This window comes from Mitsuaria sp. PDC51, assembly GCF_900113225.1.
GTDB lineage: Bacteria > Pseudomonadota > Gammaproteobacteria > Burkholderiales > Burkholderiaceae_C > Roseateles.
The window spans coordinates 2,381,502-2,407,532 of record NZ_FOZE01000001.1; the positions used below are offsets into that span (position 1 = coordinate 2,381,502).

Annotated in this window: 15 protein-coding genes; 8 read left to right on the plus strand and 7 right to left on the minus strand. The window is 71.0% G+C overall.

Features of this window, described 5'->3' with window-relative positions; translation table 11 throughout:
• The first annotated feature begins 82 nt into the window (after positions 1-82).
• Positions 83-3,088, plus strand: a complete 3,006-nt coding sequence (locus tag BM393_RS10095; RefSeq protein WP_091724641.1) for a sensor histidine kinase — start codon at positions 83-85, stop codon at positions 3,086-3,088.
• On the opposite strand, the gene BM393_RS10100 is transcribed toward BM393_RS10095, so the two are convergent.
• From BM393_RS10100 to BM393_RS10130, 7 genes are all read right to left on the minus strand, one after another.
• A complete protein-coding gene (locus BM393_RS10100; protein WP_175538272.1) occupies positions 3,075-3,797 on the minus strand; it encodes a family 16 glycosylhydrolase in 723 nt (240 codons plus the stop codon). The two genes, BM393_RS10095 and BM393_RS10100, sit on opposite strands and share 14 nt — an antisense overlap.
• 25 nt (positions 3,798-3,822) lie before the next feature.
• Positions 3,823-6,531, minus strand: a complete 2,709-nt coding sequence (locus BM393_RS10105; RefSeq protein ID WP_217648409.1) for a TonB-dependent receptor — start codon at positions 6,529-6,531, stop codon at positions 3,823-3,825.
• 114 nt (positions 6,532-6,645) lie between these two features.
• Positions 6,646-7,719, minus strand: coding sequence for an ABC transporter ATP-binding protein (locus BM393_RS10110; RefSeq protein ID WP_091724644.1), 1,074 nt, complete (start codon positions 7,717-7,719; stop codon positions 6,646-6,648).
• Entirely contained in the window at positions 7,712-9,115 is a 1,404-nt protein-coding gene (locus tag BM393_RS10115; RefSeq protein WP_254783324.1) for a GH1 family beta-glucosidase, read from the minus strand. The genes BM393_RS10110 and BM393_RS10115 overlap by 8 nt, the downstream gene beginning before the upstream one ends.
• An 82-nt stretch (positions 9,116-9,197) precedes the next feature.
• A complete protein-coding gene (locus BM393_RS10120) occupies positions 9,198-10,085 on the minus strand; it encodes a carbohydrate ABC transporter permease (RefSeq protein WP_091724646.1) in 888 nt (295 codons plus the stop codon).
• Between the two features lie 20 nt (positions 10,086-10,105).
• Positions 10,106-11,044, minus strand: coding sequence for a carbohydrate ABC transporter permease (locus BM393_RS10125; protein ID WP_254783326.1), 939 nt, complete (start codon positions 11,042-11,044; stop codon positions 10,106-10,108).
• A 53-nt stretch (positions 11,045-11,097) separates the two neighbouring features.
• The gene (locus BM393_RS10130) at positions 11,098-12,354 is read right to left on the minus strand and encodes an ABC transporter substrate-binding protein (protein ID WP_091724648.1); all 1,257 of its coding nucleotides are present in this window, start codon (positions 12,352-12,354) and stop codon (positions 11,098-11,100) included.
• Positions 12,355-12,590: 236 nt separating this feature from the next.
• Between BM393_RS10130 and BM393_RS10135 the strand changes: the two genes are divergently transcribed.
• From BM393_RS10135 to BM393_RS10165, 7 genes are all read left to right on the plus strand, one after another.
• Positions 12,591-13,637, plus strand: coding sequence for a LacI family DNA-binding transcriptional regulator (locus BM393_RS10135; RefSeq protein ID WP_091724649.1), 1,047 nt, complete (start codon positions 12,591-12,593; stop codon positions 13,635-13,637).
• 283 nt (positions 13,638-13,920) lie between these two features.
• Positions 13,921-14,958: a LacI family DNA-binding transcriptional regulator gene (locus tag BM393_RS10140; RefSeq protein ID WP_091724650.1), complete on the plus strand. Its 1,038-nt coding sequence runs from the start codon at positions 13,921-13,923 to the stop codon at positions 14,956-14,958.
• A gap of 232 nt (positions 14,959-15,190) precedes the next feature.
• Positions 15,191-17,728 carry a sialidase family protein gene (locus tag BM393_RS10145; RefSeq protein WP_217648410.1) on the plus strand — a complete coding sequence of 846 codons (2,538 nt, stop codon included), beginning with the start codon at positions 15,191-15,193 and terminating at the stop codon, positions 17,726-17,728.
• Between the two features lie 38 nt (positions 17,729-17,766).
• Positions 17,767-19,674, plus strand: a complete 1,908-nt coding sequence (locus BM393_RS10150) for a glycoside hydrolase family 97 protein (RefSeq protein ID WP_091724651.1) — start codon at positions 17,767-17,769, stop codon at positions 19,672-19,674.
• A 46-nt stretch (positions 19,675-19,720) separates the two neighbouring features.
• Positions 19,721-22,717, plus strand: a complete 2,997-nt coding sequence (locus tag BM393_RS10155) for a TIM-barrel domain-containing protein (protein ID WP_091724652.1) — start codon at positions 19,721-19,723, stop codon at positions 22,715-22,717.
• Positions 22,714-24,666, plus strand: a complete 1,953-nt coding sequence (locus BM393_RS10160) for a sialate O-acetylesterase (protein ID WP_091724653.1) — start codon at positions 22,714-22,716, stop codon at positions 24,664-24,666. Before BM393_RS10155 ends, BM393_RS10160 begins: the two co-directional genes overlap by 4 nt.
• A gap of 77 nt (positions 24,667-24,743) precedes the next feature.
• Positions 24,744-25,952, plus strand: a complete 1,209-nt coding sequence (locus tag BM393_RS10165) for a glycoside hydrolase family 27 protein (RefSeq protein WP_091724654.1) — start codon at positions 24,744-24,746, stop codon at positions 25,950-25,952.
• Positions 25,953-26,031 lie beyond the last annotated feature (79 nt).

Consider the following 26,031-nt stretch of genomic DNA (forward strand, 5'->3'; position numbering starts at 1 on the left):
ATTCGCGATACGCTGCCGACGCGTCGCCCGCCGCGAAGGAGTGCCCGTGAGCCCACCGAAAGGCCAAGGTCGAAGCCGCCTCGTGACGAGGCTGCTCCTGGCATCGGCGCTGTGCACCGCGCTGCCCCCGGCGCTGGCGGCTGATCCGCCGCGACAGGTCGCCCAGTACGCGCATACCTCGTGGACCGCGCGCGACGGCGCCTCGCTGGGACTGGTCTTCGCGATGGCGCAGACCCCCGATGGCTACCTCTGGATCGCCGGATCGCTGGGCCTGTTCCGTTTCGACGGACATCGATTCACCGAGTGGCAACCACCCGACGGCCAGGTGCTGCCCAGCGGCCCCTACAGCCTGCTGGCCTCGCGGGACGGCACGCTGTGGATCGGCACCTTCCATGGACTCTCGAGCTGGGACGGACGCAAGTTCGTCGCGCGGCATCCGGAGATCGGCCAGACCTTCGTGACCTCGCTGATCGAGGACCGCGAAGGCACCGTCTGGGCCGGCCTGCTGGGCCAGGCCGGGCGCCTGTGCGCCATCCGCGGGAAGAGCATCCAGTGCGCCGCGCCCGAGGGGGGCTTCGGCAACTTTGTCTGGAGTCTGGCGGAGGACCGCGCCGGCCAGCTCTGGGTGGGAGCGGAGGCCGGCATCTGGCGGTGGGGCCCCGAAACGCCGCGGCGCTATCCCGTGCCGGGCGCGCGCGTGGGCGACCTCACCACGACCGCCGACGGCCAGGTCCTGGCCGGCATCGCGTCCAAGGGGCTCTGGGAACGGGCCGGCGACCAGTGGGTGCCCTATCGATTCCGCAAGGTTTCCAAGCCCGATGAATGGATGGCCGACATGGAGGTCAAGGCCAACAAGCTGCTGCGCGACCGCGATGGCGGACTGTGGATCGGCACCGAGGGCCTGGGCCTGCTGCATGTGAAGGACGGTCAGGCCGACAGCTTCACGCGCATGGAGGGACTTTCCGGAAACATCGCATGCAGCCTCTTCGAGGATCGCGAGGGCAACGTCTGGTACGGCAGCGAACGGGGCGTGGACCGTTTCCGCAAGTTGCCGGTCACCACGTTGTCGACACGCCAGGGCCTGCCCGACGACGTCACCAGGTCCGTGCTGGCCGCCGCCGACGGCGCCCTGTGGGTGGCCACGAACGGCGGTCTGGCGCGGTGGAAGGACGGTCGCCTGTCCATCTTCAAGGAGCAGGAGGGCTTGCCCTCCGCGCAGGTGCAGGCCCAGTACCAGGACGCGCAGGGGCGCCTGTGGGTGAGCACGGCCACGGGGCTGGCCTATTTCGCGAACGAGCGCTTCGTCGCCGTCGACGGCGGGCCCAGCAGCGAGATCTACGCGATGGCCGGGGACGCCGCGGGCAACCTCTGGCTGTCCGGCAACAAGGGGCTTGCGCGGCTGCATCAAGGCCGCTTCGCCGAGAACATTCCGTGGGCCGCGCTGGGGCACTCGCAGCAGGCGCAGCTTGTCGTGGCCGATCGCGGCGGGCTCTGGCTGTCCTTCTGGGATGGCAGCGGCGTGTCGTACGTCAGGAATGGCAAGGTCGAAGCGAACTACAGCTTCGCGCATGTGCCGGGCCGTGGCCAGGTCACCGGCCTGCGCGTGGATGACGAGGGCGCGCTGTGGGTGGCCACCGGGTCCACGGGCCTCAAGCGCATCAAGGACGGTCGCGTCACGGCGCTGACGCCAGCCAACGGCCTGCCCTGCGAGACGATCCACTGGTCGACGCTGGACCAGGGCGGCGCCCTGTGGATGTACACGTCCTGCGGGCTGGTGCGGGTGGACCGAGGCGATCTCGCGTCCTGGATCGCCGACCCGGCCCACCGCGTCTCGCCGGTGTCCTGGGGCGTGACGGATGGCGTGCCGCTCATGGTCACCCCGCAGGCCTATTTCAATCCGCCGGTGGCCCGGCAGCCCGACGGCAAGCTCTGGTTCATCGCCGGCGCCGAGCTGCTGTGGGCGGATCCGGCGAACATGCCCTCCAACACGGTGCCGCCGCCCGTGCACATCGAGCGCCTGACCGCTGATCACCAGAGCTACCCGATCGAGCAGGGCCTTCGGCTGCCGCCGCGGATCCGCGACATGACGATCGAATTCGTCGCGCTGAGCCTGGCGGATCCGCTGCGCACGCGCTTCCGCTACCGGCTCGAAGGCCACGACAGCGACTGGCGAGAGGCCGTCGACCGCCGCCAGGCCAGCTACACCAACCTGCCGCCGGGTCAGTATCGATTCCAGGTGAAGGCGGCCAACAACAGCGGCGTCTGGAACGAGGACGGCGCGCAGCTCGAGTTCACGATCCTGCCCGCCTTCCACCAGACGACCTGGTTCCGCGTGGGCAGCCTCGTGGTGCTCGCAGGCTTGATCTGGGCCGGCTTCCAGCTCGCGCTGCGGCTGCGCGTGCGGCGGCTGCATCGGCAGTTCGAGGCGACGCTGGAGGGCCGCGTCGCGGAACGCACGCGCATCGCGCGCGATCTGCATGACACGCTGCTGCAGCGCTTCAATGGGCTGCTGCTGCAGTTCCAGGCCGCGTCCAACCTGCTGCCCGACCGTCCGCGGGAATCCAAGCGGGTGCTGGACACCGCCATCGACCAGGTGGCCGGCGCGATCACCGAGGGCCGCGACACCGTGCAGGGATTGCGCGCGTCGACGCTGGAGACGAACAGCCTGGCGGAAGCCGTGCGGACGCTCGCGCGCGAGCTCTCCAGCGAAAGCGGCCGCGCGCTGCCGGTGAATGTCCAGGTGCAAGGCAAGCCGCAGGAGCTGCATCCGCTGCTGCGCGACGAAACGGTGCGCATCGCCGGCGAGGCGCTGCGCAACGCCTTCCGCCATGCGCAGGCGACGCGGATCGATGTCGAGCTGCGCTACGACGCGCGGCAACTGTGCCTGCGGATCAGCGACGATGGCCAGGGGATCGATCCCGAGGTGCTGCGACGGGGCGAGCGCGAGGGCCACTTCGGCTTGAGCGGCATGCGCGAGCGCGCCGAGGTCGTCGGCGGTCAGCTCTCGGTGCGCTGCCCCGAGGGCGGCGGAACGGTGGTCGAATTCACCGCCCCGCTCCACCGCCCCCCTGCCCTCACTCGACCTTGACCCAGTCGTACTGGGCCTGGCCGCCGCCGCCGTTCCACTGGCCCAGGAAGCCGATCGCATCTGGGCTGTTGTCGCCGCGCCAGTGGTTCAGCATCAACCGCATCGGCGTGGAGACCGACACGATCTGATGACGGATCGTGGTCTCGCCGCCCTGCGCGTTGACGGTGAACCAGCGCACGAAGTTCTCGCGCCATTCGAAGCCCAGCGTCTGCCAGCCGGTCGCGATCGGGAACTGCTTGTAGTTCTGCACCCCGCCCTTCCAGACGTTGGTGTGCAGCACCGTGCCGCCCTTGATCAGCTCGATGTCGATCTCGAAGTGGCTGGCCGTGCCCGCCGTGCCGGTGTAGAGGAAGAACGAGGTGTTGCCGCCGGCGAAGGTGCTGGCCTTCAGGCGTGTCGTGAACTTGCCGTAGGTGAAGCTCTGCTGGGTCCGGATCTCGCCGCAGCGGCCGGTGCCGGCATTGACGTTCAGCACCATGTTGCCGGCGTCCTTCCACACCTCGCTGTAGGCGAAGCCGCAGCCGAAGGGCGTGCCGTTGTGCCAGGTGGCCGTCTCCCACGCCGGCCCGGCGCCGCCGGTGCCATCGAAGCCGTCGAAGAAGCTGGCCGCGTGCGCGGTGCCGGCGGCACCGACGGTCGCAGCGCCAATCGCGCCCATGGCGCCGATGAGCCGGGCCGCGCGCAGCGCGCGCTTGAATCGGAATGTCATGCTTGTCTCCTTGGTTTTTGGGTTCTCAGAAGTCCGCGCGCACCCGCAGGCCGTAGCTGCGCGCGTCGTTGAGGAAGCGCACATTGAGGCTGGAGCCCACCAGTGCCTTGGTCGAGGCCTGCTCGTTCGTCACGTTGGCCGCGAAGGCCTCGATGCGATAGCGGTTCAGCGTGTAGCCCACGCCCAGGTTCAGCGTCGCGAAGCCCTTCTGGCGGTCCGGGAAACCGGCCGCCAGCGCGCTGGTGCGGGCGCCCGCCAGGGTCACCACGTCCAGCTCGTTGTACTGGGTCAGGTAGTAGGACGAGCGGTAGCTCAGCAGCGCCTGCCAGTCGAAGCGGCCCGAGCCCAGCGCGAAGGCCTGCTGCAGCCGCGCCGACACGCTGACCTTGGAGGCCAGCGGCAACTGGTTGCCGGCCAGGCTGATCTGCGGCGCCTTGCCGCCCTGGCCGTAGTCGATGGCGCGCGCGTCGGCCACCACCGCATTGCGGATCTTCGTCTGCAGCAGCACCGCGTTCAGGTCCAGCGAGAAGCCGGCCGGCAGCGGCATGCGCAGCTCGCCTTCCAGCCCGTACAGCCGCGACGCACCGATGTTGCGGTTCACCAGCGAGTAGCCGTTGCAGGTGTTGGGCGTGACCTCGGTGTTGACCTTGATGCAGCTCAGGTCCTGGAAGACCTGGTTCTTGTAGTCGTAGTAGAAGCCCGAGAGATTGACCACCGAGCGGCGCCCCATCAGCTCGATCACGTTGCGCGAGCCGACCTCGAGCACACTGAGCTTCTCCGGGCCGTAGACCTCGGGGATCGGCGAGGTGGCGAAGGTGTCGTTGAATCCGCCGGCCTTGTGGCCGGTCGAGAACTTCGCGTAGACCATCGCATCGCGGCCCAGGTCGTGCTCGACGCCGACGCGGAAGTCGTTGTACTGGGCGCTGCTGGTGCCGTACTGCTGCGTCGGCAGGTCCCAGGCGCTCAGGTAGGAGAAGCCGCCATTGGTGGTGGCGGGGTTGGTGCGCGGGCAGGAGAGCCGGCCATTGCCGTTGACGTCGGGCCGGTCGATGCAGGCGCCATTCGGATTGGAGCCGTCGGCCACCGGTCCCAGCTGCTGGCCCACCAGGTCGCGGCGACCCGCCGTCAGGAAGGTCTGGAGGATGAACTGGGCCCGCTGCGCATCGGTCGTGACCTTGCTCATGTCGAAGTTGGGGCGCGACAGCAACGCGGGCTGGAAGCCCTCCGTGCCCCAGCGCGTGGCGTAGCAGCAGTCGTAGTTCTCGCCGCCCAGCACCACGCCCAGGTTGCCGCCGACGCCGTAGCGCGACTTGCTCTCCTTGGTCCGGCGGAAGCCGGCGATCGCGCGCCAGTCCGGCGCCACCTTGTAGGTCGCGTCGAGGTAGGCCGCGGTGGACTTGCCGCGCACGTCGGGCATGGTGAACTCGCTGCCCCAGTAGCAGCAGCCGCCGTCGGCCAGCGACAGGTAGCCCACGCCCTGCTTCTCCTTGAAGTGGAAGAGCCCGGTGGTCCATTGCAGCGGCGACTGGCTGTCGTTGGAGCGCAGCACCAGCTCGTAGACATTGCTCTTGGACAGCGTCTGCCAGTACTGCGTCGAGTAGTTGTCGTAGTTGACCGCCGACAGGTCGCGGCCCGGCCAGTCGATGCCGTCGGACTGGCCGTTGCGCTGCCAGAAGTCCACCGAGCGCCGGCTGGCGTTGAACTCGGCGCTGACCGGGCCGAGGTCGGCCTCGACCTTGCCCAGCAGGCCCCACAGGTCGTTGCGCATGTCGCCCTGCGCGCCGCGGTACACGACGTGGCGCAGGTCCAGGTCTTCCGCGCGCAGACCGCTGGCGGTCACCGCGCTGAAGATGTTGGCGCCGGGATAACCGGTGCCGCGCTCGCGGCCCGTGTCGGCCACGACGCTGAAGCGCAGCGCCTCGGTCGGCTCCCAGCGCGCGGACAGGCGCAGCGCGCGGTTGTTCTCCTGGCCGGCCGGCTTGAGCTGGCTGGCCGCCGGGTCGGTCGACACGTTGGTGAAGCCGTAGTCCTTGGTGCTCTGGTAGCCGGCGATGCGGATCGCGGCGTCGGAGCCGATGGGCACGTTGACCGCTGCCTCGGCGCCATGGCCGCTGCGGTTGGAGACCTCGCCCTGCGCGTAGCCGGAGAACTGGTTCAGGCGCGGCTGCGCGGTGATGATGTTCAGCGTGCCGGCCAGCGCGTTGCGGCCGTACAGCGTGCCTTGCGGGCCCTTGTTCACCTCGACCCGCTCCAGGTCGTAGAACATCAGCCCCAGGCCGCGCGGACGCGGGATGTAGACGCCGTTCAGGTGCGGCGCCGCGCCCGGATCGCCGAGCTCGGTGTTGTTGGCCGAGCCGACGCCGCGGATGAAGATCTCGACGTTGCCTTCCTGGTTGGCGATGCTCAGGCCCGGCACCGCGGCCTGGAGCTGGCGCACCTCGGTGATGCCGTCCTTGCGCAGCTGGTCGCCGCTGACGGACTGCACCACGCCGGAAACCTTCTGCGCCGTCTCCAGCCGCCGGTTGGAGGTGACGGTGACCGTCTCGAGGCGGCTGGAATCGGCGGCGGGCTGCGGCTCCTTCGCGGCGGGCTTTTCGTCGGCGCGCGGGGCGTCAGGGGTCGCCTGCGCCATCGCATGGCCGTGGCACACAGCGAGCACGGCCGCCATCACGAGCGGGATGGCGAAGGGATGGGTCGGCGACGCGGGCTGTTGGGGGGCTTGTCTCTTTGTCATTGTTGTCCTCTGGCGGGAGTCAGGGTTGCGGGTGGCGCGGGCCTCGGGCCCAGGGCGCGGGTGGAACTGCGTTGGCGGGAAAAACGTGAGAGGGGAAATGGGCCGGGTCGCCGATCAGGCGGCGATCGCGTGGCCCTCGGCATCGAAGAAATGCGCGCGCTCGGTCCGGATGCGCAGGCCGACGGCATCGCCGGCGCGCGGCGGCGGTGAATCGGGGGCCAGGCGCACCGCGATCAGCGGCTGGTCCGGCGCCCAGCGGGCATGCGCGATCACGGTGTCGCCCAGGTGCTCGATCACCTCGATCGAGGCGGGCAGGCCCTGCTCCGGCGCGCTCAGCGCGATGTCGTTGGCGCGCACGCCCAGCGTCATCGGGCGACGAGCCGACGCACCGGTCTGCGGCACGCGCACGCCGGCCCGCGACAGGCCCTCGTCCGGGCCGGCCGACATGGCGGGCACGGTCAGGAAATTCATCGTGGGGGTGCCGAGGAAGCCGGCCACGAAGCGGCTCGCCGGCTGCTCGAACAGCGACAGCGGCGTGCCGACCTGCTCGACGCGGCCCGCGTTGAAGAGCGCGATGCGGTCGCCCAGCGTCATGGCCTCGACCTGGTCATGGGTCACGTAGATCATGGTCGTGCCCAGCTCGCGATGCAGGCGCGCCAGCTCCAGGCGCATCTGCACGCGCAAGGCGGCATCGAGGTTGGACAGCGGCTCGTCGAACAGGAAGACCGAGGGCCGGCGCACGATCGCGCGGCCGATGGCCACGCGCTGGCGCTGGCCGCCGGAGAGCTCGCGCGGCCGGCGCTGCAGCAGCGGCCCGATCTGCAGGATCTCCGCGACCTGGCCGACGCGCTCGCGCACCTCGGCGCGGGGCAGCCCGGACATCTTCAGCGCGAAGCCCATGTTCTGCTCGACGGTCATGTGCGGGTACAGCGCATAGCTCTGGAACACCATCGCCACGCCGCGCTGCGACGCATCGAGCGCGGCCACGCTGCGTCCGCCGATGCGGACATCGCCGTCGTCGATGTCCTCGAGCCCCGCGATCATGCGCAGCAGCGTCGACTTGCCGCAGCCGGACGGGCCGACGAACACGGTGAACTCGCCATCGGCGATGTCCAGGTCGATGCCCTTGAGCACCTCGACACCGCCGCTGTAGCGCTTGCGCAGGTCGCGCAACTGCACGTCAGCCATGGACGGGCTCCTGCGCCGGGGCGTCCACGTGGCGGCGCGCCTGGGCGATCGTGGCGCTGTACCAGTGGGCGCTGTCCTTCAGCGTGCGCTGCTGGGTCGCGTAGTCGACATGGACCAGGCCGAAGCGCTTGGCATAGCCCGAGTCCCACTCGTAGTTGTCCATCAAGCTCCAGTAGAAGTAGCCGCGGATGTCGACGCCGGCGGCCTTGGCCTGCGCCAGCGCCTCGAGGTGGCGGCGCACGTAGTCGATGCGCGCGTGGTCGGGCACGCGGCCGTGGTCCAGCGTGTCGGCGTTGGCCATGCCGTTCTCGGTGATGAAGATGGGCGGCAGGTCCGGGTACTGCGCCTTCAGGCCGACGAGCAGCTCGCGCAAGCCGTCGGGGTAGATCTCCCAACCCATGTCGGTCGCGCCCAGCGCCATCGGCGGCGGCACCGGCGGCTCGTCGCGGCTGGCCCAGATGCGGGCGTAGTAGTTGATGCCCAGGAAGTCCAGCGGCGCCTGGATCAGCGCCATGTCGCCGTCCTGGACCTGCGGGTAGTGGGCGATGCCGGCATCCTGCGGATAGCGCCCCTGGAACAGCGGATCCATGTACCAGCGCACGAAGCGCGCGTACTCGGTGGCGGCCGCAGCCTGGTCGGCGGCGCTCGCGGTCGCCGCGGTCACGCTGGACTGGTTCAGCACGATGCCCAGCGGGCAGGCGGTGCCGCTGGCCCGCATCGCGCTCATTGCCAGGCCGTGCGACAGCAGCAGGTGGTGCGAGACCTGCGCGGCCAATTGCGGATCGCGCTCGCCCGGCGCGAACTTGCCGATCTCGTGGCCCAGCACCGCGGTGCACCAGGGCTCGTTGTGGGTCGCCAGCGAGGCCAGCCGGTCGCCCAGCCGCCGCGCGATCGCGTCGGCATAAACAGCGAAGTGGAAAGCGGTGTCGCGATTGCCCCAGCCGCCGCGATCCTGCAAAGCCTGCGGCAGGTCCCAGTGATACAGCGTCGCGTGCGGCGCGATGCCGCGCTCGAGCAGCCCATCGACGAGGCGGTCGTAGAAGTCCAGGCCGCGCTCGTTGAAGAGCCCCTGCCCCAGCGGCTGCACGCGCGGCCAGGCGATGGAGAAGCGGTAGGCATCGACGCCCAGGCCCGCGATCATCGCGACGTCGTCCTTCCAGCGGCGGTAGTGGTCGCAGGCGACGGCGCCGCTTTCGCCATTGACGGTGCGGCCGGGCTGGCTCGCGAAGGTGTCCCAGATCGACGGGCCGCGGCCGTCGACGTCGACGGCGCCCTCGATCTGGTAGGCGCTGGTCGCGACGCCCCAGGTGAAGGCGTCGCCCAGCTGACGCAGCGCGGCAGCGGAGAGACGGTCGGAAGCGGTGAAGCGGTCGGTCATGGAAAGGGTCGAGCTCATGAGGGCTGGAAAGGCGGAGGGCTTGAAAACGGGAGGAACGGGAGGAGGCGTTGATTCGGTGAGGAGACGGAGCGCGTCGTGGCTACTTGACCGCGCCGGCGGTGAGGCCGTCGATCAGGCGCCGCGAGGCGACGACGAACAGCAGCAGCAGCGGCAGCACCGCGACCGCGGCGCCGGCGCACAGCGCGCCCCAGGGCGTCTGTCCGCTGCCCTGCAGGGCGCGCAACGCCAGCGGCACGGTGTAGAGGTCCATGTCGCGGATCACCACGAGCGGCCCCATGAAGTTGTTCCACGAGCCGATGAAGGTGATCAGCCCGAGCGTGCCCAGCGCCGGCAGCGTCAGCGGCAGCACGATGCGCCAGAAGATGCCGAACTCGCCGCAGCCGTCCAGCCGCGCGGCGTCGACGAGCTCGCGCGGCACCGTGCTGCCGATGTACTGGCGCATCATGAAGATGCCCAGCGCGCCGCAGGCGCCCGGCACGATCAGGGCCTTGTGCTCGTTCAGCCAGCCCAGCCAGGCCATGGTCAGCACGGTCGGCACCATGCCGAGGAAACCGGGCAGCAGCATGGTGGCCAGCACCAGGCCGAAGAGCCGGTCCCGTCCCGGGAAGTCCAGCAGCGCGAAGGCATGGCCCGCCAGCGAGCACAGCAGCAGGTTCAGCACCGTGACGGCCCCGGCCACGTAAAAGCTCCAGCCCAGGTTGCGCCAGAAGAAGGGCAGCCGGTCCAGCAGCAGCGCCAGGTTGTCGCCCAGGGCGTCGCCGAACCACAGCGGCGGCGGCACCGAGAGGATCTCCGCGTTGGTGTGGGTCGCGAAGACCATCATCAGGTAGAAGGGCGCGAACATCAGCAGCGCGCCGGCAAGCACGATGGCGTGGCCGATCACGCGTGCCGAGGGCACTGGCCGCCAGCGGGCGCCGAGGCGGGCGGGCCGGTCCGGATCGGCGTGGAGGGGAAGCAGGGTCGACATGGGGAGGTGTCCTTGCCGCGTCAGCGCTGGCGGCCGAGCAGCCGGTTGTTGAGCCAGGTGGCGGCGGCGATCAGCAGGAAGAGCAGCCACGCGATCGCGGAGGCGGTGCCGAAGTCGCCATCGGTGAAGGCGACCGAGTACAGGTGCATGGCCACGGTCTTGCCGGCCTGGCCCGAGCCGCCGGTGCCGCTGGTCAGGATGAAGGGCTCCTCGAACAGCTGCAGGCTGCCGATGATGGCCAGCGTCACCGCGAAGAAGATCATCGGCCGCAGCTGCGGCAGCACGAGGTGCAGGAAGGTCTGGCGCTCGCTGACGCCATCCACGCGCGCCGCCTCGAAGAGGTCGCGCGGCAGCGTCTGGATGGCGGAGAGGTAGAGCACCGTGTTCCAGCCGACGTAGCGCCAGAACACCACGATCGCGACCATCCAGCGCGTGTTCTCGGCCTGGTCCCAGTCGATCGGCGTGGACGGGAACAAGGCGCCGAGCAGCGGCAGCTCATGCAGGCCCAGCAGCGCCGCGTTGATCGCGCCGAAGTCCTTGGAGAACAGCGCCGAGAAGACCAGCGACACCGCGACGGTCGAGGTGATGAAGGGCAGGAAATAGAGCCCCACCACGCCGTTGCGCCAGCGCCGGAAGGCGGTGTGCAGGTAGTAGGCCAGCGGCAGCGCGACCAAGTGCTGCGGCACGCAGCCCACCACGGCCAGCCACAGCGTGTTGAAGAGCGAGGCGCGCAGGCCGTCGTCACGGGTGAGCGCGTACAGGTAGTTGTCCAGGCCGACCCACTGCATCGCGCCCAGCCCGGCGGCGGCGTCCCAGCTGTTCAGCGACAGCACGATGGAGAACAGCAGCGGGAACAGGCCGAAGGCCGCGAAGAGCACGAAGAACGGGCTGATGAAGAGGTAAGGCATCCAGCGGCGCGGAATGCGCAGCCGGTGCGGCCAGGTGAGGCGAAGGCTCATGCGGGGACTCATGCAAGGGCTCGTGGGCGAGGTTCCAGGGAAAGCGCGGCGGATCAGGCGCGTCGGCGCACGCGGCGCTCGACGGTGGCGCGCGCGTCAGCCAGCGCCTGGTCGATGCCCTTGCGATGCAGCAGCACCTGGTCGAGTTCGTTGCGCACGACCTCGTCGGCCACGGCGTCATGGCGGTCGATCGTGATCGCCGGAATCCGGCGCGCCATGTCCCGCCACTGCAGGCGCGCTGCCTCCCCGCCCAGGAAGTCGATGGGCTCGGACAGGAAGCCGTCGTCCTGCGCGGACAGCAGCACCGGGAAGGCGTCGAGCGAGCGGAAGGCGGCCACCTGCTGGTCCCGATCCAGGGCCAGCAGCTGTAGCAGGTCCCAGGCCAGCGCCTTCTGCTGCGAGTGCACCGGGATCGCGTAGAAGGAGCCGCCCCAGGCCGCGGCCGCGCCCTCGGGCAAGGGCGCGGACCGCCAGAGCCCGGCCGTCTCCGGCGCGATCCACCGCTTCAGGTGGCCGCCCAGCCAGCAGCCCATCATCTGCGTCGCGATGGCCCCGCGGCGGAAACCTTCGGACCATTCATTGCTCCAGGCGCGCACCCGCGCGTCGATGCCGGCATCGCGCGCCTGCAGAGCCAGTTCGAAGGCGCGGCGGAAACGCGCCGTCTGCACCTGGCTGCGCCCCTGCGGATCGAAGAACACCCCCTCCCCGTCGGCCAGACCGGCGCGGATGCGGATGTCCTTGAGGTCCTGCGCATGCGCGACCAGGTAGGCGCCGGTGCGGGCCCGCAGCGTCCGGCCGGCCTCGATGAAACCTGACCACGAGTGCGTGAGATCGGTTTCAAGCAGCCCGGCGCGCGCCAGCAGGTCGTGCCGGTAGAACAGCGCGCCGGGACCGGTGTCCACCGGCAGTGCCTTGATCTCGCCCCGGCGGTTGACGCCGGCGCGCCAGGCGTAACCAGGGAAGCGGGCGGCTTGGCCACCCGCGAGATACGGGGCGCGCGACAGATCCTCCAATCCGGCCGAGTCGACGAACTTGCCCAAGAAATCCATATCAAGGGCGATCAGGTCGGGCAGCGCGGCGCCGGCCGCGAGGGCCGTCGTCATCGCGGTGTGGTGGTCCTTGTGCGACAGCGTCACCACGTTGACCGCCACGCCGGGGTGGCGCCGGGCGAAGGCCGGGAGGGCCAGTTTCAGCGCCCGATCGAGGTCGGGATAGCTGGCGACGGTGATCCGGGCCGGCGCGGCCCGTGCTCCACCGGCGGCGGCGCAGGACAGCAGCATCAAGGCCTCTCGGCGTCTCAGCGATCTCATGGTTCTTCCTGTTGTCGACGATCCGACGCCTCGGATCGCAGCCTTGTCTCGTTGGCTTGAAATCGAATTCACGCAGTCTGCCTGCACGGGAATTGCGTTGTCAACGTTGTCATCGCACGAATCGACGCTCTTGAGGGAAGTCCCCTAGGGCGACATGCGATGGCTGTCTCGCGGACGCCGCGAAATCGTTATCATGCGACGTTCCCGTCACAGGGCGCCCGTGGCGCTCCCTCTTCATGGATCCGAGCCCTCCCCTCACCCGCCCGAAATCCGAGCCGGCCACGGTGCAGGACGTCGCCCGGCTGGCCGGCGTCTCGCCCGCCACGGTCTCGCGCATCCTCACCGGCTCGGCCCGCGTGGCCGAGGACAAGCGGCGCGCCGTCGAGGCGGCGATCCAGAAGCTGAAGTTCCGCCCCAACCTGTCGGCGCGCGGGCTGCGCAGCGGCTCCACGCACACCATCGGCGTGCTGACGCAGGAGCTCGAGAGCCCCTACTTCGCCAACGCGGTCAAGGGCGTCGACGAAGGCCTGACCGGCAGCGGCTACACGCCGATCGTGGTGCCGGGCCACTGGAATCCGGACGAGGAGTCGGAGCGGGTCGCGCTGCTGACGGCGCGCAAGGTCGATGCCCTGATCGTGCTGGGCGGGCGGCTGGGCGACGCCCGGCTCGCGGAGCTGGCCCAGCAGCTGCCGGTGGCGATCATCGGCCGGCGCACGGACGCGGCGGGCGTCTTCTCCTTCTCCCAGGACCAGGTCGAAGGGGCGCGGCTGGCCACGGCCCACCTGATCGCGCTGGGGCATCGCCGCATCGCCCACATCGCCGGGCCCTCCAACCAGGTCGACGGCCAGGAACGCAAGGAAGGCTTCATGCTGGCCCATCGCCAGGCCGGGCTGAGCGTCGATCCGGCGCTGATCGTCGAGGGCGACTTCATGGAAACCGGCGGCATCGCCGCGATGGAAACGCTGCTGGGCGCAGGCCATGGGTTCACCGCGGTGTTCTGCGCCAACGACCAGTCCCTGTGGGGCGCCAAGCTGGTGCTGCACCGCCGCGGCATGCGAGTGCCTGAAGACCTGTCGCTGGTCGGCTTCGACGACCTGCCGCAATCGAAGTACATGACGCCGCCCGTCACCGCCGTGCGCCAGCACACCTTCGCGATGGGGCTGGCGGCGGCCTGGGCGCTGCTGAACGCCCTGGGCCGCGAGATGGACGAGCCGGCGCCGACGGTCCCGGCCATCCACCTCGAGGTGCGCGAGACCACCGGCCCCTGCCACGAACCGGCCTGATCGGGCACCCCGCGGCCAGGCGGGCGATACGCGGTTCGGGGGCGGCAGGCGATGGAGGGCCGGTGCTACAGTCCGCGGCCTCGCGCCGTCACGACTTCGCCTCCGCTCCTCCGTGCCAGCCTCGCCGCCAAAACCGCCCGCCAAGCCGCCTGCCAAGGCGTCGAAGGCCCCCAAGGCGCCCTCCAAAGCACCCCTCAAAGCGCCGGCCCCACCGCCTGCCGAGGCGGTCGCTTCGCCGGCCCCATCGACCCGTCGCCGCAGCGACGCGCCGACGCTGGCGGATGTGGCGCGCGCGGCCGGCGTGTCGGGCATGGCGGCCTCGTCCGCGCTCAACGGCGGTCGCCGCGGCTCGGCGCGGGTGTCGGCCGAAACCCGTGAACGCGTCCTGGCCGCGGCCGAGCGGCTCCAGTACCGCCCCAACGCCACGGCCCGCGCGCTGGCCAGCCAGCGCACGAATGCGATCGGCTTCGTCGCCAACTTCGAGAGCGAGGAGCCCAACCTCTATGTCCTGGAGGTGTTCACCGGCGTCATCCATGGCGCGACCGCCGCCGGCCAGACCGCGGTGGTCTTCACCCTGGGCGACTGGGCGGAGGCTCGCGCCCGCCTCCCGGCCCTGTGCGACGGCCGCGTCGACGGCCTGGTCCTGCTCGGCCCGCGCCTGCCGGACGACCACGCCAGCTGGCTGCCGCAGCACACGCCGATGGTCTCGGTCCACGCCGACCGCCCCCTCGCCGGCGTGGCCAACCTGGAAACCGACGACGAGGTCGGCGCTTACGACGTGGTGCGCGAGCTGCTCGCGCGCGGCCATCGCCGCATCCTCCACGTGGGCGGCCCGGAGGCCTTCGCCGGCGCCAACCGGCGGGTCGACGGCTATCTGCGCGCCCATGCCGAGGCCGGCGTGAAGCCCGCCGCCGGCCACGTGATCCGGGCGCCGCTGACCATCGACGGCGGGCGCGACGCGATCGAGGCCTGGCTGCGCCGTCACCGCGGACGCCCCTTGCCCGACGCGGTCTTCGGCTGCAACGACGCCATCGCGTTCGGCTGCATCGAGGCGCTGCGCGCGCGCGGCCTGCGCATCCCGGAGGACATCTCCGTCGTCGGCTACGACCACACCTTGATGGCCCGCTCGGTGCAGATGGCCACGATGCGGCAGCCGCTGCACGACATGGGGCGCCGCGCGGTCGAGCTGCTGGTGGAACGGATCGATGCGATGCGGCGCAACAAGCCCCTGCCCGCTCCCGGCCACCTGGTGCTGCCGACCGAACTCGTTGCCGGCGTCACGCTGGGGGCGCCGCGACGCGAGCGCCTGGCGATCTCCTGACGCGCGCTTGACGGACGTCTGAGGTCGCGCCTCGTCATCGCGCCCCGCGCTGGGGCGTCGCACCGTCCCGGTGAGGTCTTTCCCCTAGATAGTTCATTCAATACACAAACTAACATCGCGTCGCCTTGATTTAGCGGAATATCACGCGCCCACAACAGGGCCGTAACCAGATTCCATCAAGCTCGCGCCCGGAGGAGACAACCGGCCGGGCCCGTTGCTGAAAGGTCGACCGATGAGATTGCGATCCTCCCCCCTGCTGCTGGCCCTGGCGGCCGCCGGCGTGTCCACCGCCATGGCGCAGACCTGCACGCCGACGCCGATCAAGCCCTTCGTGAATGTCGGCGGCAGCTGGTCGGCGACGGCCTCGGCCACGCTCAAGACCGGCGGCTCGGCCGTGCTGGGTCCGCAGCCGGTCTCGGGCGGCAGCTGGAGCTGGAGCGGCTGTGGCACCGTCGGCGCCTCCCGCGAGCAGACCATTCAGCCCGCCGCGGCCTGCACCGCCACGGCCACCTACACCAACGCCTGCGGCGCCAAGAGCCAGCAGGCGTTCTCGATCAAGGCCGGCACCTGGGCCAGCGCCAAGTTCGGCGGCGGCGGTTATGTCACCGGCCTGGTCTTCCATCCGAGCGCCCGGGACCTGCTCTACGCGCGCACCGACGTCGGCGGCGCCTACCGCTGGGACGCCGGCTCGTCGTCCTGGATTCCCATCAACGACGGCTTCACCGCGGCCGAGGGCTTCCATCACGGCGTTGAAAGCATCGCCCTGGATCCCACCAACGACCAGCGCGTCTACATGGTCACCGGCATGTCGGCCTCGGCGGACGCGACCGCGCGGCTGTACATCTCCAACAACCGCGGCGGCAGCTGGACCTTCTTCAACCTGCCGTTCTCGGCGGGCGGCAACAACAACGGCCGGGCGATCGGCGAGCGCCTGTCGGTCGACCCCAACAATCCGTCGATCCTCTTCTACGGTTCGCGCACGGCAGGCCTGTGGAGGAGCGTGAACTCCGGCCGCACCTGGGCCCAGGTGAGCGGGCTGTCGTCGACAAAGCTGACCGCCGACCAGATCAACAATCTGGGCGGCCAGGTCATGGGCGTCGAGCACCTGGTGTTCGACACCTCGACCAAGGGCAGCGGCTCGCCGACGCGGACCCTGTGGGCCGCCATCGCGCCGGACTACGTCAACGCGGCCGGCCTGGGGTCCAACCTCTACAAGTCGGTCGACGGCGGCGCCACCTGGACGCCGGTCGCGACGCCGGTGTCCGGATTCCACATCCCGCACATCGTGCGCACCGCCGACGGCGCGCTGTACCTGCTCTTCACCAAGGGCGCCGGCCCGGGCGACGCCGGCCCCGCGCGGCTCTACAGGTACGACGCCAGCAACGGCAACACCTGGACGCTGCTCAACAGCAACGATGGCGCCGGCTACGGCGGCCTGTCGGTCCTCGGCACCGGCGCCACGGCGCGCATCGCGCTGGGCGTGAGCGGCACCTGGGGCAACTACAGCGGCCAGCAGGTGGTGCAGCTGTCCGACGACGGCGGCCGCAACTGGCGCGAGATCGCGGCCACCATGCCGCACACGCCGGCCAGCGACGGTTTCTCCGGCTGGATCGACGACGTGGAGATCGATCCCTTCAACCGCGATCGCGTGCTGCATGTCTTCGGCGGCGGCATCTGGGAGACGCGCAACGCGTCCTCGTCGACGCCGAGCTGGAACTTCGCGGTCAACGGCCTGGAGGAGACCTGCACGCTGAGCCTGGCCACGCCGCCGGCGGGCGCCTCCTACACCTTCATCAACAACTCGGGCGACGTCGGCACCTGGATCCACACCGACCTCGGCACGACGCCGACGCTGAGCCCCTACAAGCAGTGGAGCAACGGCAACTCCGCCGACATGGCCTGGTCCGACCCCAACTACATCGCCAACGCCAACGTCACCAGCACCGCGAGCGGCCATGTCGGCACCGGCTACTGGTCCGGCGACGGCGGCCGCAGCTGGGCCGCCTTCGCCCGTCTGCCGGCAGGCGCCGCGGCCAACATCAACCAGGCGTCCAACCTGGCCGTGCCGGCGCGCAACCGCGTCGTCTGGGCGCCGGCCGATTCGGTGCCCTCCTACACCACCGACAACGGCAACAGCTGGACGGCCACCAACCTGCCGGCGCTCACCGTCGTCAACGGCGTGCCGCGCAGCTATCGCCTGGTGGCCGACCGCAGGAACGCCAACAAGGTCTATGCCTACGACTCGGGCGGCGCCTGGTGGACCTACACCCCGGCCAAGGTCTACGTCTCGACGGACGGCGGCCGGAGCTTCGCGCTGAGCCAGGGCTCGGTGGCCGCCAACATGCGCTTCGCGCCGTGGGGCGCGTCGTCGATGGCGGTGAACCCGAACGCCGAAGGCGACCTGTGGGTGGCCGACGGCCTGGCCGTCTACCACTCGTTGGATTCGGGCGCGAACTGGACCAAGGTGGGCGCGTTCGCGCCGATCTGGGGCGGCCGGCAGGACTGGCTCGGCCCCGAAGTGGCGGGCGCGAGCATCGTCGCGCTGGGCAAGGCCAAGCCGGGCTCGAGCTACTCGGCGGCCGTCTACGTGGTGGGCGTGATCAACGGCGTGTGGGGCGTCTGGCGCTCGGACGATGCCGGCGCCACCTGGGTACGCCACAACGACGACGCCCACCAGTACGCCGGCCTCGGCGTGATGGCGGCCGACCAAGGCCTCTACGGACGGATCTACGCCGGCGGCAGCTGCCGCGGCGTGGTGTACAGCAACTGACCAACGGGCCCGGCGACGGGCCCCTTCCCTTTCTCCGCATGAAGATCATCACCCCCATCGCCGCGGCCGTCCTGGCCCTGGGCGCGTCCGGTGCCCAGGCGGCGGACGCCCTGCTCTCGTCGCCCGACGGGCGCATCACGCTGCGCATCGCCGACGACGCCAGCCGCTTCAGCATCAGCCGCAAGGGCGAGACGGTCATCGCCGACTCGCCGCTGGGGCTGGAGCTGGACGGCCAGCCGCCGCTCGGCGCGCTGACGCTGGAGTTGCGCCAGGACACGCGGGAGGACCGCGTCATCCCGCTCGTCGCGACCAAGGCGGCCACGGCGCGCGACCACTACCTCGGCACGACGCTGACCTTCCGGGAAGCGGGCGGCGGACGGCGCCTCTTCATCGATGCGCGCGCCTATGACGAGGGCGTGGCCTTCCGCTACCGGCTCGAGGGCCAGGCCCCTGTGCGGCTGAAAGATGAGCGCACGGCCTTCGTGCCGGCCGGCGATCCCGCCTGCCTCGTCACCCCGGTGGAAGGCGCGCATGAACTGCCCTTCGAGCGGCTGCGGATCTCCGAGCTCAAGCGCGATGCGGGTTACGACGTGCCGCTGGTCTGCGCCTCGCCTTCGGGCCGCACGCATTACGCCATCACGCAGGCGCACCTGGAGGGCTACACCGGCGCCTCGCTGTGGCGCGACGGCGCCGCGCTGCGCGTGCGCCTGTCCGGCGTGCCCAAGCGCGAGGGGCCGGCCTATGTCTCCAGCGCCGGCCTGACGACCGCGTGGCGCGCCGTCATGATGGCGGACCGCGCCGGCCAGCTGATCGAGTCGCAGCTGGTGGGCAACCTCAACCCGCCGCCGCGGGGCGACTTCAGCTGGGTCAAGGCCGGCAAGACCTCCTGGGACTGGTGGTCCGGGCCGCTCGAGGGCGTGAAGCCCGACCTGGCCGCCTACAAGCGATTCATCGACTTCGCGGCGGAATCGGGCTTCCCCTACCACCTGATGGACGCTGGCTGGGCCTTCGGCACCGGACCGTGCTGCGATCCGCTGCCCACCACCGACATCACCCGCGCGGCCGACGGCATCGACATGCCGGCCCTGGTGCGCTACGCCGCCGACAAGGGCGTGGGCCTGCTGCTGTGGGTGCACTGGGAGCACCTGGCGCCGCGGATGGACGAGGTGCTGGACACCTACGCGCGCTGGGGCATCAAGGGCATCAAGGTCGACTTCATGAACCGGGACGACCAGGAGATGGTCGCCTTCTACCAGCGCGTGGCCGAAGCCACCGCCAAACGCCACCTGCTGCTGGACCTGCACGGTGCCTACGTGCCCGCCGGGCTGCAGCGGACCTATCCCAACTTCATCACCCAGGAAGGCGTGCTGGGCGCGGAGTGGAACAAGATGGACCGGCGCATCACGCCGCGGCACAACCTGATGCTGCCCTACACCCGGATGCTGGCCGGCCCGATGGACTACACGCCCGGCGGCTTCCGCAACGCCACGCCGCGGGACTTCGAGGTGCGCGCCTCGATGCCGCTGACGCAGACGACCCGCGGCCAGGCGCTGGCCATGTACGTGGTCTACGACAGCCCGCTGCAGATGGTCTCCGACGACCCGTCCAACTACCGCGGCGAGACCGGCTTCGATTTCGTGCGCCGCGTGCCGGCGGCCTGGGACGAGACCCGTTTCCTCGCCGGCGAACCCGGCGAGGACATCGTGCTGGCGCGGCGCAGCGGCAAGTCCTGGTACCTCGGCGCGATGACGTCGGAACGCGCCCGCACCGAAAAGGTCCCGCTCCGCTTCCTGCCGCCCGGCCGGTGGCGCGCGACGATCTGGCAGGACGGCGAGGTCGTGCGCGAGGTCCGTCGCAGCACGCGCAGCGTGACGAACGCCGACGTGCTGACGCTGTCGCTGGCCGCGGCCGGCGGCGCCGCCGTGATCCTGGAGCCGGCGCCGTGAGGACGCGCGCGCTCGCGCCAGCCAACGCCAAGGAGGACGCACCGACATGAGACGCCGTGATGTGTTCGGGCTGATGGCGCTGGCCTCGGCCGGCCCGCTGGCCGTCGCCTCGAGTACCACCGGGAGCGCCACGCCGCTGCCCTCCGCGCTCGACGCGGCCGGGCAACTGAACGCGCTGCCGCTGGACGGCTCGCAGGACGGCTTCCGCTGGCGCCGCGTCGCCGAAGGGGTGCAGTTCCGCGTCGACGGCCTGACCAAGGGCGTGCTGTTCTACGGCCCTGGACTGGTGCGGGTCACCGCCCACCTGGGCGTGGCGCATACCGCGCAGCCCAGCCTGGTGGTCGTGGCCAGGCCGCGTCCGCTCGCCATCGAAGTGCGCGAGGAGGCGGACACGCTGCGGGTGGTCGCGCCCGGCGTGCAGGTCCTCGTGGACAAGCACAGTGGCGCGCTGACCTTCCTCGACGGCGCGGGCCGCCTGCTGACCCGGGAGCGCGAGCGCGCGCCCACCGAGCTGCAGCAGGTCGAGATCGCCGGCAGTCCCAGCTATGCGCTCGCCCAGCACTTCAGCCTCACGCCGGACGAGTCGCTGTACGGCCTGGGCCAGTACAACGAGCCCTACATGGACTACCGCGGCCGCGAGGTCCTGATGGTGCAGACCAACATCGGCATCGTCGTGCCGTTCATGGTGTCGACGCGCCGCTGGGGTCTGCTGTGGGACGTGTACTCGAAGATGAGCTTCAGCGACGGGCCGCAGGGCGCGACCTTCCGCGCGGAGAGCGCTCCCGCCGGGGCTGATTACTACCTCGTGGCCGGCACCGACATGGACGGCGTGATCGCCGGTTACCGCCAGTTGACCGGCGCCGCGCCGATGTTCCCCAAGTCCGCGTTCGGGCTCTTCATGAGCAAGGAGCGCTACCAGACCCAGCAGCAGCTGCTGGACGTGGTGCGGCACTTCCGCGCCGACGGCTTCCCGCTCGACACCATCGTCCAGGACTGGCAGTACTGGGGTGGCGAGAAGGACGGCGTCTGGGACGGCAAGTGGAGCGGCATGGTCTGGGACCGCGAGCGCTTCCCCGATCCGGCCGCGATGACGCGCGAATTGCACGGGCCGCTGCACACGCGGCTGATGGTGTCGATCTGGCCGTCGGTGGGCAACGACACGGCGCTGGCCCGTGAGCTCGACGCGCAGCACCTGCGCTTCGAGCCACTGCACTGGATCTCCAAGCGCGCGCGGATCTACGACGCCTTCAGCCCCGCCGGGCGGCGCATCTACTTCAAGCACGTCAAGCAGGGCCTGCTGGACGTCGGCGTGGACGCGCTGTGGATGGACGGCACCGAGGTCGAGGTCGGCGGCGCGGCGCACGATCCGGCCGAGGTCGAGGCCGACATCAAGCGCCTGGGCCGCAACGCGATGGGCGACTTCACGCGCTACCTGAACGTCTACAGCCTGCTGACGACCCGCGGCGTCTACGAGGGCCAGCGCGCGGCGGGCCCGTCAGGCCGGCGCGTGTTCACGCTGACGCGCTCGGCCTGGGCCGGCCAGCAGCGCTACGCCGCCCTGCCCTGGTCGGGCGACACCGAATCCAGCTGGGCCTCGCTGCGCGCGCAGATCGCCGGCGGGTTGAACGTCGCGATGGCCGGCCTGCCCTACTGGTCGCAGGACACCGGCGGCTTCTTCGTGAACTTCGCCGACGGCGAGCGCAATCCCGCCTGGCGCGAGCTCTACGCGCGCTGGAACCAGTTCGGCATCTTCAATCCGATCTACCGCATCCACGGCACCTCGGTCGAGCGCGAGCCCTACCTGTTCAAGAGCCTGGACCCGGCGGTGTACGGCTCGCTGCGCCGCGCCGCCGAGCTGCGCTACCAGCTGCTGCCCTACCTCTACAGCCTCGCCTGGCGCGCCACGCAGGAGGGCACCCTGATGATGCGCGGCCTGGCGATGGACTTCCCGGACCAGGCCGCGCTGCGCAAGGTGGACGACACCTACATGTTCGGCCCGGCCTTCCTGGTGCAGCCGATCACGCGGCCGATGTTCCATGCGGTGCTGCCGCCGCCCGCGACCGTGCCGGCCGCGCAGCTGCGCACGCCGGACGGCCAGGGCGGCCTGCTGCTCGAATACTTCGACGGCATGGACTTCGAGAAGCCGGCCAGCCGCACCGTCGACACGGTGATCGAGCATCGCTGGCCCGATCCGCCGCTGGGCAGCGTGCCGCCGGGGTTGAGCGGCCTGATGCGGTTCTCCGCGCGCTGGACCGGCGAGCTCATCGCCGCCGAAAGCGGTGATCACGAGATCGGCCTGGAGGGCGACGACGGCTTCCGCTTGTGGCTGGACGACGAACTGGTCGTCGACGACTGGAACCTGGGCCCTCCGCGCTTCAAGGGCCATCGCCTGACGCTGCGCGCCGGCCAGCGCCTGAAGCTGCGCATCGACTACTTCCAGGAGACGCGCGGCCGCTTGCTGCGCCTGGCCTGGCGCACGCCGACCCAGGCGCGCGAACTGGTCGAGATGCAGGGCCGGCTGGACCGCCGGCAGGAAACCCTGCTGCCTCAAGGCAGCGACTGGACCGACTTCTGGACCGGCCAGCGCCACGCCGGCGGCGGCCGCGTCGCGCGCGACTACGCGCTGGACGAGTTCCCGCTCTTCGTGCGCGCCGGTGCCATCGTGCCCCTGGGGCCGGTGGTCGAGCACACCGGCCAGGACGCCGGCGCACCGTGGGAGATCCGCGTCTATCCCGGCGCCGACGGCCGCTTCGTCCTCTACGAGGACGACGGCGAGACCTACCGCTACGAGCGCGGCGAGCGCGCCACCGTCGCGCTGCGCTGGGACGATGCCCGCCGCACGCTGCACATCGGCGCCCGTCAGGGGCGCTTCCCCGGCCTGGTGACGCATCGCACGCTGCGGGTGCGCGTCATGGCCACCCCCGACCGGGTCGAGCAGACCCGCTCCGTGCAGTACCAGGGCCGGGCCCTGGCCCTGTCCTTCGACTCCCGCATCGACTCCCGCGACAACGCCCTCATCGACTCCCCTTCCTCCCGTCCATGAAGCAGACCGTCCTTCCCCTGATCCTGGCCTTGCTGGCCGCCGCCGCCCAGGCCGAGGTGCGCCTGTCCGAGGTCTTCGGCGAGCACATGGTGCTGCAGCGCGACCGTCCCTTGCGCCTCTGGGGCCAGGCCACGCCCGGCCAGTCGCTGACCGTGACACTGGGCGGCCGGGAGGCCACCACCCGCGTGGGCGCCGATGGCCGCTGGCGCGTGCAGCTGGATCCGCTGCCGGCCGGTGGTCCGCACCGGCTGCAGGTGACCGGCGACCAGACCGTCACGCTGGAGGACGTGCTGATCGGCGACGTGTGGCTGCTGGGCGGCCAGTCCAACATGGAATGGCCGCTGGCGCAGACCGACACCGGCCCGCAGGAGGTGGCGTCGCCGCAGGATGCGCGACTGCGCCAGCTGCGGGTGCCGCTGCGCGCCAGCGTGCGGCCGGAAGCGGAGATCGCGCCGGCGCCCTGGGTCGTCGCCGAGCCCGGACGCGTGGGCGAGTTCAGCGCGGTCGGCTACCACTTCGCCCGCCGGATGCAGGCGGTGCAAGGCATCCCGATCGGCCTCATCGCCACCGCCTGGGGCGGCTCCATGCTGGAGACCTGGATGAGCCGTGGCGCCGCCCTGCGCGACCCGGACCTGGCGCCGACGGTGCGGGCGCTGCCCGCGGACAACGCCGCCTTCAGCGCCGTGCTGGGGCAGCAGCTGCAGCGGCGGGTGGCGGCCTGGCAGCCCGGCCTGTCGCTCGCGGGGGTGGATGCCTCGGGCTGGAACGCGGCGGGCGACATCGACGCCAAGTGGCCCACGCTGCAGGCGCCGGGCGCGTGGGAAGGCCAGGGCCTGGCCGATGTCGACGGCATCGTGTGGATGCGCAAGCGCGTCGAGCTGACCGCGGCGCAGGCGGCCGGCGCGGCCGAGCTGCACCTGGCCAAGGTCGACGACTGCGACGAGGTCTGGATCAACGGCCAGCGCATCGGCGGCCAGTGCGGCTGGGAGCTGTCCCGCCGTTATGCCGTGCCCACCGGGACGCTGCGCGCGGGCGCCAACTGGATCGCCGTGCGCGTGACTGACACCGGCGGCGGTGGCGGCATCTACGGCGACGCCGCCGACCTGCGCCTGGACACGGCGGCCGGTGCCGTGACGCTGGTCGGTGCCTGGCGTGCCCGCGTCGAGAAGCTCGCGCCGGCGGCCGGCCCGGTCGCCAACAACGCGCCGGCGCTGGGCCACAACGGCCTGATCGCGCCGCTGCAGGGACTGTCGGTGCGTGGCGTGCTCTGGTACCAGGGCGAAGAAAACGCAGGACGCGCCGCGGCCTATGCCGACGGCTTCAAGCGCCTCATCCAGGACTGGCGCCAGCAGTTCGGCGACCCGGACCTGCCCTTCCTCTTCGTGCAGCTCGCCGCCTGGCGGCCGCTGGCCGACAACCGGCCCGACGGCAACGGCTTCGCCGAGCTGCGCGGCAGCCAGGCCGCCGCGCTCGCCTTGCCGCACACCGGCATGGCCACCGCGATCGACATCGGCGACGCCATCGACATCCATCCGCGCAACAAGCGCACCGTGGGCGAGCGCCTGGCCGCCGTCGCGATGCATGAGCTGGGCCTGCGCGACGCGCCGGCCATGGGGCCGCGACTGATCGGTGGTCAGGCCCGCGGCGCCGAGTTCGAGCTGCGCTTCGACCGCACCGAAGGCGGGCTGCGCACCACGCGGGCCGGCGAGCCGCTGCGCGGCTTCTACCTGGCCGGCGCCGATCGCCGCTGGGCGCCGGCGCAGGCGCGCTTCGACGGCGATCGCATCGTGCTGCGCAGCGACGCGGTGGCGGCGCCGGTGGCGGCGCGTTACGCCTGGGTCGACAACCCCGGCGAGGCCAACATCGTCGGCGGCGACGGCCTGCCGCTGCCGCCGCTGCGCACCGACGACTGGCCGCTGGCCTCGGCCGGCCGCCGCTACGGGCGCTGAGCCGTCGCGCCCTGTCCGTCCCCATCGCCACGCGCGGGCCGTGCCCGCGCGATCCGTTTCCTGAAAGGACTTTGTTCATGCCGCCCTTCCTCCGACGCGCCGCGCTGGCGCTCGTCGCCGTGGTCGCCACGGCCGCGCTGCCCGCTCAGGCCCACGAGACTCTCAAGCTCGACGCGCCCAAGCCCAATCTCGCGCCGACGCCGCCGATGGGCTGGAACTCCTGGAACAAGTTCGCCTGCAACGTCAGCGAGCAGCTGATCCGGCAGCAGGCCGACGCGATGGCCGCCTCCGGCATGAAGGCCGCCGGCTACCAGTACATCGTCATCGACGACTGCTGGCAGAAGAGCCGCGACGCCGACGGCAACATCCAGGCCGACCCCGAGCGCTTCCCGTCGGGCATCAAGGCGCTGGCCGACTACGTCCATGCCAGGGGCCTCAAGTTCGGGCTCTATTCCGACGCGGGCTCCCTGACCTGCGGCGGCCGGCCCGGCAGCGCGGGCCATGAGTTCCAGGACGCGCGCCAGTACGCCCGCTGGGGCGTCGACTACCTCAAGTACGACTGGTGCCACACCGGCCCCCGCAACGCCGAGGCGGCCTACACCATCATGGCCAAGGCCCTGCGCGAATCGGGCCGCGACATCGTGCTGTCGATCTGCGAATGGGGCACCGACCATCCCGAGCGCTGGGGTCCCACCGTCGGCCACCTGTGGCGCACCACCGGCGACATCTTCGACGCGTGGTCCGGCAAGAAGGACTGGTCGCACGGCATGACCGACATCCTGGACATGCAGGTCGAGCGCGCCGCCCATGCCGGCCCCAACGCCTGGAACGACCCCGACATGCTGGAGGTCGGCAACGGCGGGATGACGACCACCGAGTACGAGTCCCACTTCTCGCTCTGGGCCATGCTGGCCGCCCCGCTGATCGCCGGCAACGACCTGTCGAAGATGGACGCGGACACGCTGCGCATCCTCACCAATGCCGACGTCATCGCCGTCGACCAGGACCCGCTGGGCCGGCAGGGACAGCGCATCTGGAAGCAGGGCGAGCTCGAGATCTGGTCGCGCCCGCTCCAGGGCGGCGACCTGGCCGTCGTGCTGTTCAACCGCGGCCAGGCCCCGGCCGCGATGCGCGTGGACTGGGCCCAGCTCAAGCTCCCGGCCGACCAGAAGGTCGACGTGAAGGACCTGTGGAGCAAGCGGGTCGCCAAGGGCGTGGCGGGCGGCTACGGCGGCACCGTCGCCTCGCACGGCGTGATCATGGTGCGGCTCACGCCCGCGCGCTGATCCGGCACCGCGAGGACGGGACGCGGGGGCGATCGCCGCCTCGTTCGTGCAGGACAATCGGCGGTTTTCGGCTCAGGCC